The organism is Rhodococcus sp. DK176, from assembly GCF_038447315.2.
Lineage (GTDB): Bacteria > Actinomycetota > Actinomycetes > Mycobacteriales > Mycobacteriaceae > Rhodococcus_F > Rhodococcus_F jostii_A.
On record NZ_CP118322.2, the window covers coordinates 368,983 to 385,001 of the forward strand.

At 64.0% G+C, this 16,019-nt stretch carries 13 protein-coding genes, 1 pseudogene and 1 riboswitch; of the genes and pseudogenes, 7 read left to right on the plus strand and 7 right to left on the minus strand.

Going from position 1 to position 16,019, the window contains the following annotated elements:
- Positions 1–210: 210 nt before the first annotated feature.
- Positions 211–577: pseudogene (locus PSR88_RS38620) on the plus strand (LysR substrate-binding domain-containing protein); the annotation flags it as partial.
- A 490-nt stretch (positions 578–1,067) separates the two neighbouring features.
- Here the strand turns inward: PSR88_RS38620 and PSR88_RS38625 are convergent.
- The 7 genes from PSR88_RS38625 to PSR88_RS38655 form a co-directional block, all read right to left on the minus strand.
- The gene (locus PSR88_RS38625) at positions 1,068–2,075 is read right to left on the minus strand and encodes a phosphotransacetylase (protein WP_342338983.1); all 1,008 of its coding nucleotides are present in this window, start codon (positions 2,073–2,075) and stop codon (positions 1,068–1,070) included.
- 103 nt (positions 2,076–2,178) lie between these two features.
- Complete coding sequence (gene xsc, locus PSR88_RS38630; RefSeq protein WP_016884751.1) at positions 2,179–3,987, minus strand: sulfoacetaldehyde acetyltransferase; 1,809 nt, start codon at positions 3,985–3,987, stop codon at positions 2,179–2,181.
- 401 nt (positions 3,988–4,388) lie between these two features.
- Positions 4,389–5,813, minus strand: a complete 1,425-nt coding sequence (locus tag PSR88_RS38635) for an NAD(P)(+) transhydrogenase (Re/Si-specific) subunit beta (protein ID WP_342338977.1) — start codon at positions 5,811–5,813, stop codon at positions 4,389–4,391.
- Positions 5,813–6,163 (minus strand): NAD(P) transhydrogenase subunit alpha, encoded by a 351-nt coding sequence (locus PSR88_RS38640; protein ID WP_016880553.1) that lies wholly within the window; start codon positions 6,161–6,163, stop codon positions 5,813–5,815. The genes PSR88_RS38635 and PSR88_RS38640 overlap by 1 nt, the downstream gene beginning before the upstream one ends.
- A complete protein-coding gene (locus PSR88_RS38645; RefSeq protein WP_016880552.1) occupies positions 6,163–6,315 on the minus strand; it encodes a hypothetical protein in 153 nt (50 codons plus the stop codon). Before PSR88_RS38645 ends, PSR88_RS38640 begins: the two co-directional genes overlap by 1 nt.
- Positions 6,312–7,427, minus strand: a complete 1,116-nt coding sequence (locus PSR88_RS38650) for a Re/Si-specific NAD(P)(+) transhydrogenase subunit alpha (RefSeq protein WP_029537987.1) — start codon at positions 7,425–7,427, stop codon at positions 6,312–6,314. The genes PSR88_RS38645 and PSR88_RS38650 overlap by 4 nt, the downstream gene beginning before the upstream one ends.
- A gap of 159 nt (positions 7,428–7,586) precedes the next feature.
- Complete coding sequence (locus PSR88_RS38655; RefSeq protein WP_016880550.1) at positions 7,587–8,852, minus strand: MFS transporter; 1,266 nt, start codon at positions 8,850–8,852, stop codon at positions 7,587–7,589.
- A 547-nt stretch (positions 8,853–9,399) separates the two neighbouring features.
- Here PSR88_RS38655 and sauS point away from each other — a divergent pair.
- From sauS to PSR88_RS38685, 6 genes are all read left to right on the plus strand, one after another.
- Complete coding sequence (gene sauS, locus PSR88_RS38660) at positions 9,400–10,824, plus strand: acylating sulfoacetaldehyde dehydrogenase (RefSeq protein WP_016880549.1); 1,425 nt, start codon at positions 9,400–9,402, stop codon at positions 10,822–10,824.
- A 3-nt stretch (positions 10,825–10,827) separates the two neighbouring features.
- The gene (locus PSR88_RS38665; RefSeq protein ID WP_016880548.1) at positions 10,828–11,991 is read left to right on the plus strand and encodes a succinate--CoA ligase subunit beta; all 1,164 of its coding nucleotides are present in this window, start codon (positions 10,828–10,830) and stop codon (positions 11,989–11,991) included.
- On the plus strand, positions 11,991–12,902 hold the full coding sequence (locus PSR88_RS38670; RefSeq protein ID WP_083853014.1) for a succinate--CoA ligase subunit alpha: 912 nt from the start codon (positions 11,991–11,993) through the stop codon (positions 12,900–12,902). The genes PSR88_RS38665 and PSR88_RS38670 overlap by 1 nt, the downstream gene beginning before the upstream one ends.
- A 217-nt stretch (positions 12,903–13,119) precedes the next feature.
- Positions 13,120–14,118, plus strand: a complete 999-nt coding sequence (locus PSR88_RS38675) for an IclR family transcriptional regulator (protein ID WP_237723842.1) — start codon at positions 13,120–13,122, stop codon at positions 14,116–14,118.
- 429 nt (positions 14,119–14,547) lie between these two features.
- Positions 14,548–14,656: riboswitch (TPP riboswitch) on the plus strand.
- Between the two features lie 187 nt (positions 14,657–14,843).
- Positions 14,844–15,068, plus strand: a complete 225-nt coding sequence (thiS, locus tag PSR88_RS38680) for a sulfur carrier protein ThiS (RefSeq protein ID WP_029537985.1) — start codon at positions 14,844–14,846, stop codon at positions 15,066–15,068.
- Positions 15,061–15,837 carry a thiazole synthase gene (locus tag PSR88_RS38685; RefSeq protein WP_016880544.1) on the plus strand — a complete coding sequence of 259 codons (777 nt, stop codon included), beginning with the start codon at positions 15,061–15,063 and terminating at the stop codon, positions 15,835–15,837. The genes thiS and PSR88_RS38685 overlap by 8 nt, the downstream gene beginning before the upstream one ends.
- Positions 15,838–16,019: the final 182 nt, after the last annotated feature.

The following is a 16,019-nucleotide window of genomic DNA, read 5'->3' on the forward strand; positions in this document are numbered from 1 at the left end:
AGCCTGCGAAAGTCTGTCGCGACGGATCCATAGTCGCTACGACCGCGATCTCGGCCGCTGAGACGCCGAACAGTGCGGCCAACAACATAATCCACCCTGAACAGCAGAAATGGCGCCCACAGTGAGAGTGTCACCGCAGGCGGCCATTGCGAGTGCCAGCGTGGTGACCAGGAGCAGCGAGGGCTTGATGTGCAGATGCGGGCGTCATTCGCCGAACTCGCCGCGACACCTCTGTTGGCCCGGGGGCCTGGGGTCCGGGACTCGAACCACGTTGGATCTGGCACTCCAGGAGTACACCCGAGCCGTGCCGCTGCTGGAACTCGGCAGCACTGCAGCGATTCGCACCAGCGTGCTGGGTGGTGTCGACCCTGCGGTGCTCAGCACTCTCGCCGTCGCCGATCAGGTTCGCTCTGGTGACATGCGCGTAATCGACGTAGACGGTCTTGACCTCGATCGATCGTTGCGTGCCGTGTGGCGGCCGCCACGGCAATTGGCCGGTGCTGCCGGTGAACTCGTACGTCTTGCGCGTCGAGACGGACAGGAGAATGCGGCTACCGGAGTTGTCCACGCTCGGTGAAGCGTGGATTGCCGGGAATCACGGTGTCTGTATGTCCGATGTCAGGCGACGCCAACGACCCATCGGTTCCTTGGCGAGCGGGGCTGCCGATGACTCTCTGAAAGCGTTTGTGGTCTGGGCTAGGAAGTCGTTCCGAGGCGCACCTGGTGGCGTCGCGCCGGCAAGGCCGCGCCGGGTGGCACAGCGGTGCATTGTCGGTGCCGGCGAAGCGCTTCCCGCTGCAGTGCGACGTAGGCGATTCATGACTCGGCCTGAAATGTGGAGGGGGCGGTCACTCGCGTGCTACATCGCGCTGCGCGCTCGACCGACCGGTTCGTCGAAGCAGCGAGTTCAGCACCTAGTTCTAAGGTAGCCTTCTGGCTGTTTGGATGTTTCGGCTCAATTCAGGTGTTCCGCCATTTGATCAGATTGAGCCAGGGAGACATATATGGGTTCGGTGCATGTCCGATTGCAGCACATCCGGTGCGACTCAGAATTCGGCCGGACAGCGTCAGATGGCAAGTGACTGGATTGCGGTGACTAGGGCCATCAGTTCGATGTCGGAACTGCTGCACCCCCGCGAGAGATCGTTGATCGGTGCGTTCAGGCCTTGCAGGATCGGTCCCAATGCGACTACCCGTCCGAGACGTTGGGCGATCTTGTAGCCGATGTTCCCGGCGTCGAGGTTGGGGAAGATGAACACGTTCGCGCGTCCCGCCACCGTAGACCCTGGTGCTTTCGTGATTGCAACCTCCTGGACGAGAGCAGCGTCGAACTGCAGGTCGCCGTCGACGTGAAGTTCAGAGTCGCGTTCGCGCACCAGTTCTGCCGCCTGGCGCACGCGGTCGACGCGGGGGTGTTGAGCGCTTCCCTGGGTGCTGAACGACAGCATGGCCGCGACCGGGGATTGTCCCGTCAACTCGGAGTGCGTGGCGCATGCAGCGAGGGTGATGTCGGCGAGTTGGGTGACGGACGGTTCGGGCACGACTGCGCAGTCGGCGAAAGTCACGGCTCGGCCGTTGGGTAGCAGCATCAAGAAGCAACTTGACAGTGTGATCGTATCCGGTTCCAGTCGGACGATTCGCAGGCCTGCCCGCAGCACATCAGATGTAGAGCGAGTAGCCCCGGCGACGCATCCGTCGATGATGCCCGCGCGGGTTGCCGCTGCCGCGATGTGGATCGGGTCGGTCTGCGCAGCCGCGATGCGGTGCGGCTCTTGCGCGTAGCTCGCTGCGATGACTTCGCGAACGACGTCGTCGACGCCCTCGACGACATCGGCGATCCATTCTTCCGGAACGAGACTGCCCGCGTCCCGGGCGGCGACGTGGATGGCCTCGCGCCTGCCGTACAAGCGTGGCGTCACCACACCGCTGCGGTTGAGTGCGTGTGCGGCGCGGATGGTGCGTTCGTCCTCACCGTCGGCGAATCCGATCACTCGATTACGTCCACTCAGTTGGGCAAACCATCGTTTCGACAATGCCGAATGTGGTGTCGGTACTTCGCGTTCCGGGTTCAGCATGAGTTCGGAATTGGTCACTTGTCTGGCTCTCTCATCGAAGACGGGGCGGTCGTCGACCTCTCGACGACCGCCCGCGTGGATCAGAACACGACGCCCATGTGGGTTACACGTAGTCCTTGTACTTGTCGAGCAGGCGAACCGGCTTCGACAGCGCGTCGCGGCGGAAGGGGTCGCCGAGTTCGCGGGTGCACATGATCTCGATGACCGTCGTCTTGCCCTCGTTCATCTGTGCGGCGACCGCGCGCTGCAGTGCGGGACCGACCTCTTCGAGCTTGTCCACCACGATGCCCTCGGCGCCCATCGCCTGTGCGATTCCGGCGAAGGACTCGCTCTCGAGCTCACCGGCGACGAAGCGGCGGTTGTAGAAGTCGACCTGGTTCTTCTTCTCCGCACCCCACTGCCGGTTGTGGAAGACGACGGCGGTGACCGGGATGTCGTGCCGGACAGCCGTCATGATCTCGCCCAGGCTCATTCCCCAGGCGCCGTCGCCTGCGTATGCGATGGCGGGCCGTTCCGGTGCCGCCGCCTTCGCGCCGATGATGGTCGGCAGCGCGTAACCGCAGTTGCCGAAGCTCATCGGGGCGAGGAAGCTGCGCGGCTTCTCGAACCGGAGGTAGCTGTTGGCGACGGAGTTGATGTTGCCGATGTCGGTGGAGACCATCACGTCTTCCGGCATCGCCTTCTCCAGCTCCCGCAGCACCTGACGCGGGTGCAGCCAGTTGCCGTCCTCGCCTTCCTGTTCGGCGATCATGTCGAGGCTGAACGCATCGCGCTCGTGCGTCCACTCGTCGAGTTCCTTCTCCCACGCGGCCTTCTCGGCGTCGATCTTCTCGCCGCGTGCCGCACGGTTGGCATCGCAGACGAGGGCCTTGCCCTCGAGCCGCTCGGTGAGCGCGACGGCAGCGGCCTTCGCGTCACCGCAGATCCCGACGGAGATCTTCTTGACCAGACCGAGCATCTTGTGGTCCGCGTCGATCTGGATGATCTTGGCATTCTTCGGCCAGTAGTCCATGCCGTGCTGCGGCAGAGTCCCGAAGGGGCCGAGGCGGGTGCCGAGGGCGAGCACCACGTCCGCCTGGCTGATCAGCTTCATCGCGGCCTTCGAACCCTGGTAGCCGAGCGGTCCGGTCCACAGCGGGTGGCTGGCGGGGAACGAGTCGTTGTGCAGGTAGCTGTTGACGACGGGGGCGCCGAGACGCTCGGCGAGTGCCTTGCACTCCTCGACACCGTCGGCCATCACCACGCCGCCGCCGGACACGATCACCGGGAACTCGGCCTGCGCCAGCAGTTCAGCCGCCTCGTTCAGGCTGGTCTCCCCGCCGGGGCCACGGTCGAGGCGGGTGGGCTGCGGGATCTCCGTCTCGATCTCACCGTAGAAGTAGTCGCGCGGAATGTTGAGCTGCGTCGGGCCCATCTCGGACATCGCGCGGTCGAAACAGCGGCCCGTGAACTCGGCCATGCGCTTCGGGTTGTTGACGTGCCCCTGGTACTTCGTGAATTCCTGGAACATCGGCAGCTGGTTGGCTTCCTGGAAGCCGCCCAGGCCCGTTCCCATGGTGCCGGCCTCGGGGGTGACGATGACGACGGGGCTGTGCGCCCAGAACGCGGCAGCGATCGCGGTGACACAGTTGCTGATACCCGGACCGTTCTGCCCGATCACCATGCCGTGCCGCCCGCTGACCCGCGCATATCCGTCGGCCATGTGTCCCGCGCCCTGCTCGTGCACGACCGGGACCAGTCGAATCCCGGCGGGAGCGAAGATGTCCATCGCATCCATGAAGGCGGATCCCATGATGCCGAACATGTCGGTGACGCCGTTGGCGACCATCGTCTCGACGAACGCCTCCGACGGCGTCATCTTCTGTACACCGGAGACAGCGGTGCGATCGGCACCGTTCTTCTTCTTACTCATGATGCGCGTTCCTCCTTCGAGGGTTGGGCTGCGCTAGAACCAGCGGGAGTGTTGGCTTGAATTTCGGATACCGATACGTAGAGTTCCGATTTCGTGAATTGGTGTTGACGGTAGGCCGTTTGACGGCGTTAGTCAACGCATGATTATAAAAACCGGTACGTTTCGTTCGAAAATCTGGTATTCGATGCCAATGGGTCGCCGTTTCGGTGAGTGCGGTCGGGACGTCGACGGCGTGGTCACGAGCGACCAGGTGTGGATGTGCAGGTCGTCGCCTTATCTCATCGTCCGCGCCATCGAGCTCGCCGGAGTGCAGAGAGCGGCCGATGTTCTGGTGGGTGGTGCCATCCTGAAATCGCCGGAGGTGCCGTGCGATTACGTCGCGGTGTCTAGGGACGTAACCGCTAGAGGGCTTTGAGTTCCTCGGTGACCTCGGAGACCGACTTCTTCGCGTCCCCGAACAGCATCGAGGTGGTGTCGGCGAAGAACATCGGGTTGTCGATACCGGCGAACCCGGAATTCATCGACCGCTTCAGCACGATCACCGACTTCGACTGATCCACATTCAGGATCGGCATCCCGTGAATCGGCGACGACGGATCATTGCGCGCGGCCGGGTTGGTGACATCGTTCGCCCCGATCACCAGGGTGACATCGGTGCGCGCGAACTCGTCGTTGATGTCGTCCATCTCCTTCATCGCGTCGTACTCCACATCCGCCTCGGCGAGCAGCACGTTCATGTGCCCGGGCATCCGGCCCGCCACCGGGTGGATGGCGTACTTGACCTCCACCCCCTTCGACTCGAGCATCTTCGCCATGTCCTTGACCGCGTGCTGGGCCTGCGCCACCGCCAACCCGTACCCGGGGACCACGATCACCTGGTTGGCGTACGCCATCTGGATCGCCGCGTCCGCCGCCGAGGTCGACTTCGCCGTCTTCACGGCGGTGTCCCCGACCGCCGCCGCACCCCCGCCGCCACCGAACCCGCCGGCCACGATCGCCGGGATGGACCGGTTCATCGCCTTCGCCATCAGATTGGTCAGGATCGAACCCGACGCCCCGACGATCATCCCGGCCACGATCATCGCCTGATTATTGAGCGCCAGACCGGCGGCCGCCGCGGACAACCCGGTGAGCGCGTTCAGCAGCGAGATCACCACGGGCATGTCGGCGCCGCCGATCGGCAGCACCACCATCAACCCGAGCACCGCCGCCAGCACCAGCACCCCGACGATCCACCACTGGCTGGTCGGTGCGGCCGGATCGATGGCCTTGACCCCGATCGCCACCGCGAGCGCGACGGCCCCGATCAGCAGCACCGCATTGAGCGGCTGCTGCAACCGGCCGATGCCGATCGGCCGGCCCGGCAACGTTTCCTGCAGCTTCAAAAACGCGATCACCGAACCCCAGAAGGAGATCGACCCGATGATCGCCGCGAACAGCGACGCGATGACGATGTGCACCGTCGGCGACTCACCGTGCGCGAAGGCGGTGAACCCGTCCGAGTCCAAAAATTCGGCGTACGCGATCAACGCGACGGTGCCGCCGCCGACCCCGTTGAACAACGCCACCAGCTGCGGCATCGCGGTCATCTTCGTCCGCAACGCCGGCGGCACCCCCAGCACCACACCGATCACCAGACCGGACACGATCAGCACCCAGTTGGAGGTGCCGCGGATCGCGATCAGGGTCGCCACCACCGCGACACCCATGCCGGCGGCGGCGATCTGGTTGCCGCGGACCGCGGACTTCGGGCCGGTCAGACCCATCAGACCGTAGATGAATATCGAGAACGCCACGATGTACAACACGTTGACCACATATTCCATTACCGGTCCCCACCCTTCTCAACAGCAGTGACATCGGAAGCAGCGGCGGCGGCGGCGGGGATAGGCTTGGACTTGAACATCGCCAGCATCCGGTCGGTGACCACGAAACCACCGACCACGTTGATCGTGCCGAAGACCAGGGCCACGAACAGGATCACCTGCAACCCCCACGGCGGGCCCACGACCTTGCCGAGCACCACCAGCGCACCGAGGACGACGATGCCGTGGATGGCGTTGGTGCCCGACATCAGCGGGGTGTGCAACGTGTTCGGGACCTTCGAGATCACCGCGAACCCCACGAACCCGGACAGCACCAGGATCGCGATGTTCGCCAACAATTCGGTGTACATCAGACGGCCGCCTTGGTGTCTCGATGAACATCCGTATCATCGCGGAGTTGCTCGGACAGGTCGACGAACTCGTGGGTTCTCTGAAGGACCATCACATGGTCGAGAAACACCGCCAGCGGCGTCGCGAGCATTCTGAAAAGCGTTGTGATCATGAGATTTCCTTGGTGTCGCGGGTGACGCAGGACGCGGCGAGGACCTCGTCCGAGAAATCGGGGGCCAGCCGGCCCTCGACCAACATCAGCTCCAGCAGCGCGGAGATGTTCTTCGAGTACAGCTCCGAGGCGTGCTCGGGCATGCTGGCGGGCAGGTTCAGCGGCGAGCAGATCGTCACCCCGTGTTTGACCACGGTCTGACCGGGCTCGGTGAGCTCGCAGTTACCGCCGGTCTCCCCGGCCAGGTCGACCACCACGGAGCCGGGCTTCATGCCCTCCACCGCGGCGGCGGTCACCAGGCGCGGGGCCGGACGGCCGGGCACCAGGGCGGTGGTGATGACCACGTCGAAGCCCTTGATCGCGTCCTCGAGCGCCTGCTGCTGCTGCGCCCGCTCCGCCTCGGTCAGCTCGCGGGCGTACCCGCCCTCACCGGCGGCGTCGATCCCGAGATCGAGCCACTGGGCACCGACCGAGCGGACCTGGTCGGCGACCTCCGGGCGCACGTCGTAGCCGGTGGCCCTGCCACCGAGACGCTTCGCCGTGGCCAGGGCCTGCAGGCCGGCGACACCGACCCCGAGCACCAGCACCGTGGCGGGCTTGACGGTGCCCGCGGCGGTGGTGAGCATCGGGAAGAACCGGGTCGACTCCGACGCCGCGAGCAGCACCGACTTGTACCCGGACACGTTCGCCTGCGACGACAGCGCGTCCATCACCTGGGCACGGGAAATCCGCGGGATCGCCTCGACGGCGAACGCCTGCACCCCGGCCGCCTTCAGCGCGGCGACCTGATTGTCCTGGTTGCGGGGGGCGAGGAACCCGATCAGGGTCTGCCCGGCATGCAACCGGGCCACCTCCTCGTCCGACGGCGGCGCGACCTTCACGATCACGTCCGCCGACCACGGATCGGCGATGGCGGCTCCTGCCAATTTGTACGACTCGTCCGGGATCAGCGCGCCCAAACCGGCACCCGACTCGACCACCACGTCGACGCCCTTGGCGATCAACGACGCCACGACTTTGGGCACCAACGCGACCCGACGCTCACCGTCGTTCGACTCCCGAACGACGCCGACCGTGCAGTGACGTGTCCGAGTGCTCTGGGTCGTCAACAACTTCTCTTCTCTGTGTGCTTGATAGATAGTTAATGAAGAACTGCGACAGCATCTTTCGCTAATGATCACCTCTGCCGGACGATGGCTCGGCACGGCTGATTGGTGACTCACCTGTCGCGGAGCCATGGCTGGCGGCGGAACGGCGGCAGCCGCGGGGGCCTACGCGGCCGCAGGTGTGGTGTCGGGGACTTGTCTAGCAGGGTTGATCAACAACGAGGCGAGCGCGCCGACGAGAAGAAGCGCCGCGGACAGTGCGAACGACATCACCCAGCCACCGCTCACGTCGATGAGAAGGCCGAACACGATTGGTGAGACGATGCCAGCGATACCGAAGCCGGTATTCATCAGCCCACCTGCGGTGCCCGCATGGTTCGGGGCGATATCCATCGGGATGGCCCACAGGACAGGATTGGTGAGCTCGAGCAGAAAGAACGCCGCGGCAAGGCACACAATTGTCAGGACGAGGTTATGCACGAACAGGGTCGGTGCAATGAAAACGAACGAGCCGAGCAGGCCTGCGACCAGTACCGCTCGGCGTGCGATCTTGAGGCTGCCGGTCCGGCGGAGGAGCGCATCTGAAATCAGGCCGCCAGCCATGTCGCCAAACACTCCCGCGATTAAGACGAGGGCAGAGAACGCTGCGAACTTGGCCAGGTCCAGACCGAAGCTTTCGTGGAAAAATGAAGGGATCCACGTGAGGTAGACCCACAGCATCCAGCCGTAGCAGAAGTCGACAAAGGTGACGGGGAGTATTCGGGCGAACAGTGCTTTCCACGGCACCGGGGGGCGGACATCACTGCGCTGGTCGGGGGTCAACTCGGCCAACTCTGTGTCGGTGATTTTCGGATGGTCGGCGGGCCGATCCCGATAGTAGAACGCCCACACAATCGCCCACATCAAGCTGATGATGCCGAGCACGACGAACGCGAGCCGCCAGTTGTAGACGGCGATGAGGCCGGCTACCACCAACGGGGCGATCGCATTTCCGATCCGGGCGAAGGCGTGCGTGATGCCCTGGCCGAAGGCCCTTCGATCAGTCGGCAACCATTTGGCCATCGCATTGGTAGCGGTGGGGAACGCGGCACCCTCACCGAACCCGAGGCCGAGTCGCGCTGCGAATAGGGTTACCAACCCGACCGACAGCCCGGTGCAAACGGTTGTGAGCGCCCACACGACGCCTACGACGGTGAGCACTATCCGCGGACCGAATTTGTCGCTGAGGACCCCACCGAAGATCTGGAAGAAGGCGTACGGGATCGAGAATGCTGCCAGGGCAAGGCCGAGTTGTGTGGAGGTGAGCCCCAGATCCTGCTTGATGAAGGGGGCCGCGGTGGAGATGCTGACACGGTCCATGTACGTAATGAAATACATTCCGCACAACAGCAGCAGGACTTTGCCACGTACCCGGTGGCGCAGCGACTCCATCAGAGTTGCACCGGTGGCGGGAGGGCGAAGTGGGGGTATGGACACCGTCTTGGGTTGATTCGTCATTGAATGGTCTACCTTCATGATGCCAGGGGGCGAGGTCGCATCGGCTGGCCGTGAGCCAGTCGCAGTGCCGCCAGATGAACGACGTTGTCAGGGTTGAAACCCTCGGTATGCCCGGACTTGCGGAGCAGGGCACGTGCGGGCCGTAGTGAGACACGGTTCGCCGCGTTGGAGTAGGCAGGGCCCGAGTCACCCCGTTGGGGCGGGGGAGTGGGACACAAATGCACCATTTTGCTCGTTCCAAATTGTGGAAGCGTATGCCATAGAGACGCTAGGGCAGCATCGGCGATGTGTCAATGCTCACACAGCAGCCTGAGTCGTTTGACCGCGTTTTGCGACACGCATTGGCCATAAACACATCTGACATCCCAGCAACGGTTGACAGAACGAGTGTCGGTGCTAGAGGATTTGGAATAGAACACCACAATATGGAATTACTGCCACGTGCGGAGGAAGCCGTGGCAGCCGCAGGAAAGGACAACCGATGCCCGAGCAAACCCCCCCGACGTGCGCGGAAGATCCCGTCGCATCGATCACGGAAATCGTGGCCCGGGCGCGCGCCGCGCAGGCAACATTCGAGACCTACTCACAACAGCGGGTCGACGACGTGGTCGCCGCCGTGGCGTGGGCCATCTACGAACCGGAGCGGGCCCTTGCCCTGGCCGAATTGGCGGTCCAGGACACCGGCCTCGGACGGGTCGAAGACAAGGTCGTGAAGAACCAGCGCAAGACACTCGGCACGCTGCGCGATCTAACGGGGGCTCCGTCGGTCGGGATCATCCACGAGGACGTACAGCTCGGAATCACCGAGTACGCCAAGCCTGTGGGGGTAGTAGCGGCCGTCTGCCCGTCGACCAACCCGGCCGCGACGCCGGCGAACAAGACCCTCATGGCGCTCAAAGGACGTAATGCCGTGATCATTTCGCCGTCGCCGAAGGGTGCCTCGACCGCCGCGATGTTGGTGCGTTACATGCATGCAGAATTGGACAAGGTCGGTGCACCTCGAGATCTGGTGCAGTCACTCGCCGCACCGAGCAAGCCGCTGACCAACGAGCTGATGAACCAGGCCGATCTCGTCGTGGTTACCGGATCCCAACGCAACGTCCGGCAGGCGTACTCCAGTGGCACTCCCGCCCTCGGCGTCGGGGCCGGCAACGCCCCGGTGATCATCGAGGCCGACGCAGACGTCGAGGATGCCGCCGCGAAGATCAAGCAGAGCAAGATTTTCGACTACTCAACGAGTTGCTCGTCGGAAAACTCCGTGCACATCACGGACACGGTCTACACCGAGGCACTGGAGGCGCTGAGAAATCAAGGAGGATACCTGCTGACCCCAGCAGAAAAGGATCGGCTGCAGGCCGTGATGTGGCCGGACGGCAAACTGTCCTCCGCCATCACTGCACAACCCCCGGGAAAAATCGCTGCACTCGCTGGACTGGATTCACTGGAGGCCCGTGAGGCCGACTTCTTCATGGTCGAGGAAGATGGTGTCGGCCCAGAGCGCCCCTTCTCCGGCGAGAAACTGTCCGTTGTGCTCACGGTCTATCGCTATCACGATCTCGACTCCGCCCTGGACCGCATCCAGCGATTGCTCGACTTCCAAGGTGCGGGGCACTCTTGCGGAATCCATACACGCAACGTGGAACACGCCCACACGGTGGCACGGCGACTGCGAGTCGCCCGAGTCCTGGTCAATCAGGCGCATTGCTTCGGTACGGGCGGCGGCTTCGATAACGGGCTCGGCTTCACCCTGACGATGGGGGCGGGTACCTGGGCTGGCAACAGCATCAGCGACAACCTCTCGTACCGGCATTTCCTCAACATCACACGACTGGCGCAGGTGATCCCCCCGCGGGTTCCGACGGAAGAACAACTGTGGGGCAACTACTTCGAAAGGTATGGGCGATAGACCATGAAACTGCTGGAATACCAAGGCAAACGACTGTTGTCCGAGTCGGGGATCACCATTCCCGACGGGGCAGTAGTCTCCAATGCGAGCGAGGCTGCCGCGATCGCCGCTACCCTCGGCGGAAAGATCGTCATCAAGGCGCAGGTACCGACCGGCAAGCGAGGCAAGGCCGGGGCAATACGGTTCGCCGAAACCGCGGCACAGGCTCAGCACGAGGCATACGATTTGCTGGGGTCGTCGGTGGACGGATTCATCGTCACCGAGGTAATCGTCGAGCAGGCCCTCCCGATAGCACGAGAACTCTACGCCGCGATCCTCAACGACCCCGCGAGTAAGGGCCCCCTCCTGTTGTTCTCGACCCAGGGCGGGATGGACATCGAGGAAGTCAATTCCACTGCACCGGAAAAGGTACTCCAGCATCAGATCGATATCCGGACTGGATTGTCCGAAGAGGAGGTCGTGACTCTGCTCTCAGACACGGACCTGCCCACAAGGACGCGGGCGACGGTCGCTGCCACCTTAATTCGGCTGTACGAGGTGTACCGACGTGTCGACGCCGATTTGGTCGAGGTAAACCCATTGGTTCTGACCGAGGACGCCGTGATCGCCGCTCTCGACGCCAAGATTTCTCTCGACCCAGGTGCCCTGGTGCGCCACGAGGAGCTAGTGACAAGCCTGGGCGGTAGCCAACCGGCTAGCGAAACCCCGCTCGAACGAGAAGGACGCAAACTCGGCTTACAGTTCATCGAACTCGACGGCGATGTTGGGGTATTGGCCAATGGTGCCGGGCTGACCATGACCACGCTCGACGCGGTCAACCACTATGGCGGGCAGCCCGCGAACTTCCTCGAGATCGGCGGCGACGCCTACACCAAGGCAACACCCGCCTTGCAATTGCTGCTGAATAACCCGAATGTACGAAGTCTCCTGGTCAACTTCTGCGGCGCATTCGCCCGCACCGACGTGATGACCCGCGGCGTTGTGGACGCATTGACAGCGTTGCGCCCCAACATTCCCGTGTTCTTCTCCATCCACGGTACCGGCGAAGAGGAAGCTATCCAGATCGTCCGTGAGGTGCTGGGAACCGAACCCTATGACCAGATGGATGACGCCGTAAAGGCCGCGGTGTCAGCGGCATGCACGGCGCGCGAGGAGGTAAAAAACTGATGTTGGTAACCGCAGACGAAACGGTGATCGTTCAGGGCATCACTGGAAAACAAGGCTCGTATTGGACTGAACGGATGGCCGATTGCGGCACCCGCATAGTTGCTGGAGCTAGCCCTGGCAGAGGAGGGCGCACCGTGGCCGGAGTGCCGGTCTACGACTCGGTCACCGCCGCAGCATCTCACCACATGCTCGACGTCAGTGTGCTGTTCGTGCCACCCCTAGCGGCCAAAAACGCGGCACTGGACGCCATCCACGCCGGGGTGCGCAAGCTGGTATTCCTTACCGAACACGTTCCCTACCACGACGTGATGGAAATCCTTGCCGAGGCACGCGATCACGGCACTCAAGTTCTCGGCCCCAACACCGCAGGGCTAGTGGTGCCGGGGCAGGCCTCGGTGGGCATCATGCCAGGGTTTGCCGCGAACATCTTCCAACCAGGCAATATCGGAGTGGTCTCCCGCAGCGGCAGCCTCGGCACACTAATCGCACTGAACCTCGTCAGTGCCGGGTACGGGCAATCAGCCTTCATCGGTATTGGCGGCGACCCGGTTCTCGGCACCACAAGCCTCGATGCAATCCGCACGCTTGACGACGACCCGCGCACCGAGGCCGTCGTGCTGGTCGGTGAGATCGGTGGCTCGATGGAAGAGGACGCCGCAGAGTACATCGCTGGTATGTCGAAACCTGTGGTCGCGTTCATCGCTGGACGCAGCGCGCCGCCGGATCGCCGGATGGGCCACGCCGGTGCCATCGTCACCGGCGACCGGGGAAGCGGCGGCTCGAAAGTCACCGCACTGACCAACGCGGGCGCGACCGTGATTGACGTCCCCAGCCAGCTTGCTGACGCCCTGCAACAGCACGGAATATCCCCAGCAAGTGTGACCGGGGGGCGGGTCGGGGCGATCCTCTGACCTGCCGTGTCGACCCGCCGTATCCGATTCCACCGCAGGATCGGCGGGGCGACACACCAAGCGGGAAGAGCTCGCGCACGCCCAAACGGTATTGGCGGCACCGCGGTCGTGGAGGGGACGGAAACAGCGCCGAAGTCAAGGTCCCGACCGGTCGGCTTCCTGAACCGTGGCGGACGTCCCGCTCCCCGTTCTTGCCAATATCCCCGGAACGAGCTCGGTGCCAGACGCAGCGTTCGACGTCACTGAGAACCGGCCCAGCCAGCCACCACTCGGGAACCACCTCCTGCACTTCGGTGCGGACGGCTTGGGCGCTGGCAACATCGATGAGAATCGGGGCGGCAATCGCTCGCGCTTGCGTGAACGCATCGACCCACTTGGTAGAGTATTTCATTATGTGGGAAGGGGCGAAGGCGTGAGAACAGCTGAACACCCGGCACCGTCGGCGCAGAACCGTCAGGTAGCCGGTACACAAACAATCACCAGAGCGCTTTCCGTCCTGCGCGTCCTGCGGGACGCGGAAGGTGACGTAGGGGTCACCGAGATGGCCCATGCCTTGGATTTGCACTCCAGCACGACGCATCGCATCGTGAGGGCGCTCGTCGTGGCCGGCTACGTGGTGCAGAACAAGGAGACCGAGCGCTATCGACTTGGTCTGGAGGCTTTCCTACTCGGCCGCGCTGCAGGGCAAACCCTTGGCTTCGATGCGGCCATGCCCCTGCTCGACGGCTTGGCGGAGGAAACGGGTGAGTCGGTCAATCTTGTTGTCCGCGACGGGGATCACGCCCTGGTCATACTAAGGGTCGAATCCAAGCAACCTCTACGGTTCAGCCAACCTACCGGAACACGGATCCCGTTGTACTGCACGAGCACAGGCAAGGCGCTACTCGCCTTCGCCGGCGATCTGAACGCGGAGGTGGCGCGGCTAGGGGAACTCGAACGGCTGACCCCGGCAACAATCACCTCTCCTCGGGATCTACTCCGCGATCTCGAGGAGATCCGGTCACGCGGCTTCAGCATCAACAGAGGTGAGCGCGTTCCCGGGGTGTGCGGCGTAGCTGCTCCGGTCCTGGGTTCGGGTGGGGTAGCGACTGCTGCCCTGGCGGTGCAGGGGCCGGAGATCCGAATGCCGGACGACCGGATCGCGGAACTGGGGCCGCTCGTGATGGAGGTGGCGCGAGCGGTCGTTGCCTCGCTCCCAGCAGGTTATGAGATCTGACTTGGCACTGTAGGACCGAAACAGGATCGTGAGTCCCAATCGACGTCTTGGCGGGGTATCTGCGCTCCTCGAACGTAGCTGGCTTGTCACTCATCGCTAGCTGGCCTCGTCTGGGCCTGGGTAGTGGTCGGCGCCTCGGGTTTGTCAAAGGTGCGATGCCACCGTTTTCGGTTGGACTTACGGGCGAAGGTGCGGGACAGAAACGTCGGTCTCCACCAGTGTCCATCGGTGGGGACGCGATCGGCGCATTGCCCGGGATGGTTCGTTCTTTGGTGAGCACCTGTCCCCGGTCTCTCGCGTCCCCGATCTCTTGCTGACGCCATGCCACCCACCAGACTTGGCCAAGTAGCGTTGGCGACTAGGGTCCACGGGCAGTCGTCCATTCTCGGGGCGATTGCTCACAGGATCTCGGTTACAGTTCGTGGGACAACTACACATCACGGGGGCTCGCACCAGCGGGCTGAGAGGACGGCTAGGGTCGTCGACCGTCGAACCTGTCCGGGTAATGCCGGCGTAGGGAGCATCAATGATGAGCACAAACGCATCTAGACCCAGATCCGTCACCACGGTGCCGATCGAGGGTAGCACCGAGCAGTACCAAAGGTCGGGCGACGTCCGGGTGCCGGTCCGACGTGTGCACCTCACTAACGGTGAGCACCTCGACGTAGGCCACGCAGCGGGCTCGTACACAAGCGTGTCGGCCGCTTCGGACGGGAGTCATGGAGATGAGTGAGCAGCGAGTAGTGGTGCCGATCGGCTTCAGCGTCAACGGCGAGGACCACGAGTTCACGGAACCGTTGACCGTCACCGGGCTGCTGGAGGTGCTGAACCTGCCCACCAAGGGCATCGCGGTGGCAGTGAACGGCGCCGTGTTCCCGCGCGCCCGGTGGGACGAGCTCGTGGTCCGGGGCTGGGAGATCGAGACGCTCACGGCGGTGCAGGGTGGCTGACGCGACGCCCGGCGTGCAGAAGGGCCTCACGATCGCGGGCCGCACGTTCGGTTCACGGTTGATCATGGGTACCGGCGGCGGCGCCAACCTGACGGTGCTCGAAGAGGCGCTCGTGGCGTCCGGCACCGAGCTGACCACGGTCGCGATGCGCCGCGTCGACGCCGCAGGCGGCACCGGTGTGCTGGACCTGCTGCGCCGGCTCGACATCGCGCCGCTGCCCAACACGGCCGGGTGTCGCGGTGCGGCCGAGGCGGTGCTGACGGCGCAACTCGCCCGTGAGGCGCTCGAGACCGATTGGGTGAAGCTCGAGGTCATCGCCGACGAACGCACCCTGATGCCCGACGCCATCGAGTTGGTCAGCGCTGCAGAGCAACTGGTCGACGACGGTTTCGTCGTCCTGCCGTACACCACCGACGACCCGGTGCTGGCCCGCAGGCTCGAGGACGTCGGCTGCGTGGCCGTGATGCCGCTGGGTTCGCCGATCGGCACCGGGCTCGGTATCGCGAACCCGCACAACATTCAGATGATCGTGGAGGGTGCGGGGGTTCCCGTCATCCTCGACGCCGGCATCGGGACCGCCAGCGACGCGACCCTCGCGATGGAACTCGGCTGCGACGCGGTGCTGCTGGCCACGGCTGTGACCAGGGCGAAGGACCCGGCACTCATGGCGTCGGCGATGCGTGGAGCCGTGGTGGCGGGGTACGAGGCACGTCACGCGGGCCGCATTCCCAAGCGGTTGTGGGCGCAGGCCTCAACTCAGACGGTGTGAGAGACGGCGGTGCATCACCTGGCAGGCCGCCACATGCCGAGGGAGGGTGGGAGCAACCTACGTTTCGGGTCGAAGTGTCTGAGTTCAGGGCAGAACCGTTGATATTTCACGGCATCGAGGGGCGCTGACGACCGCTGCCCGTGACGATCGGCCGGGGTGGAGAAGGATTTCATCATCGTCGC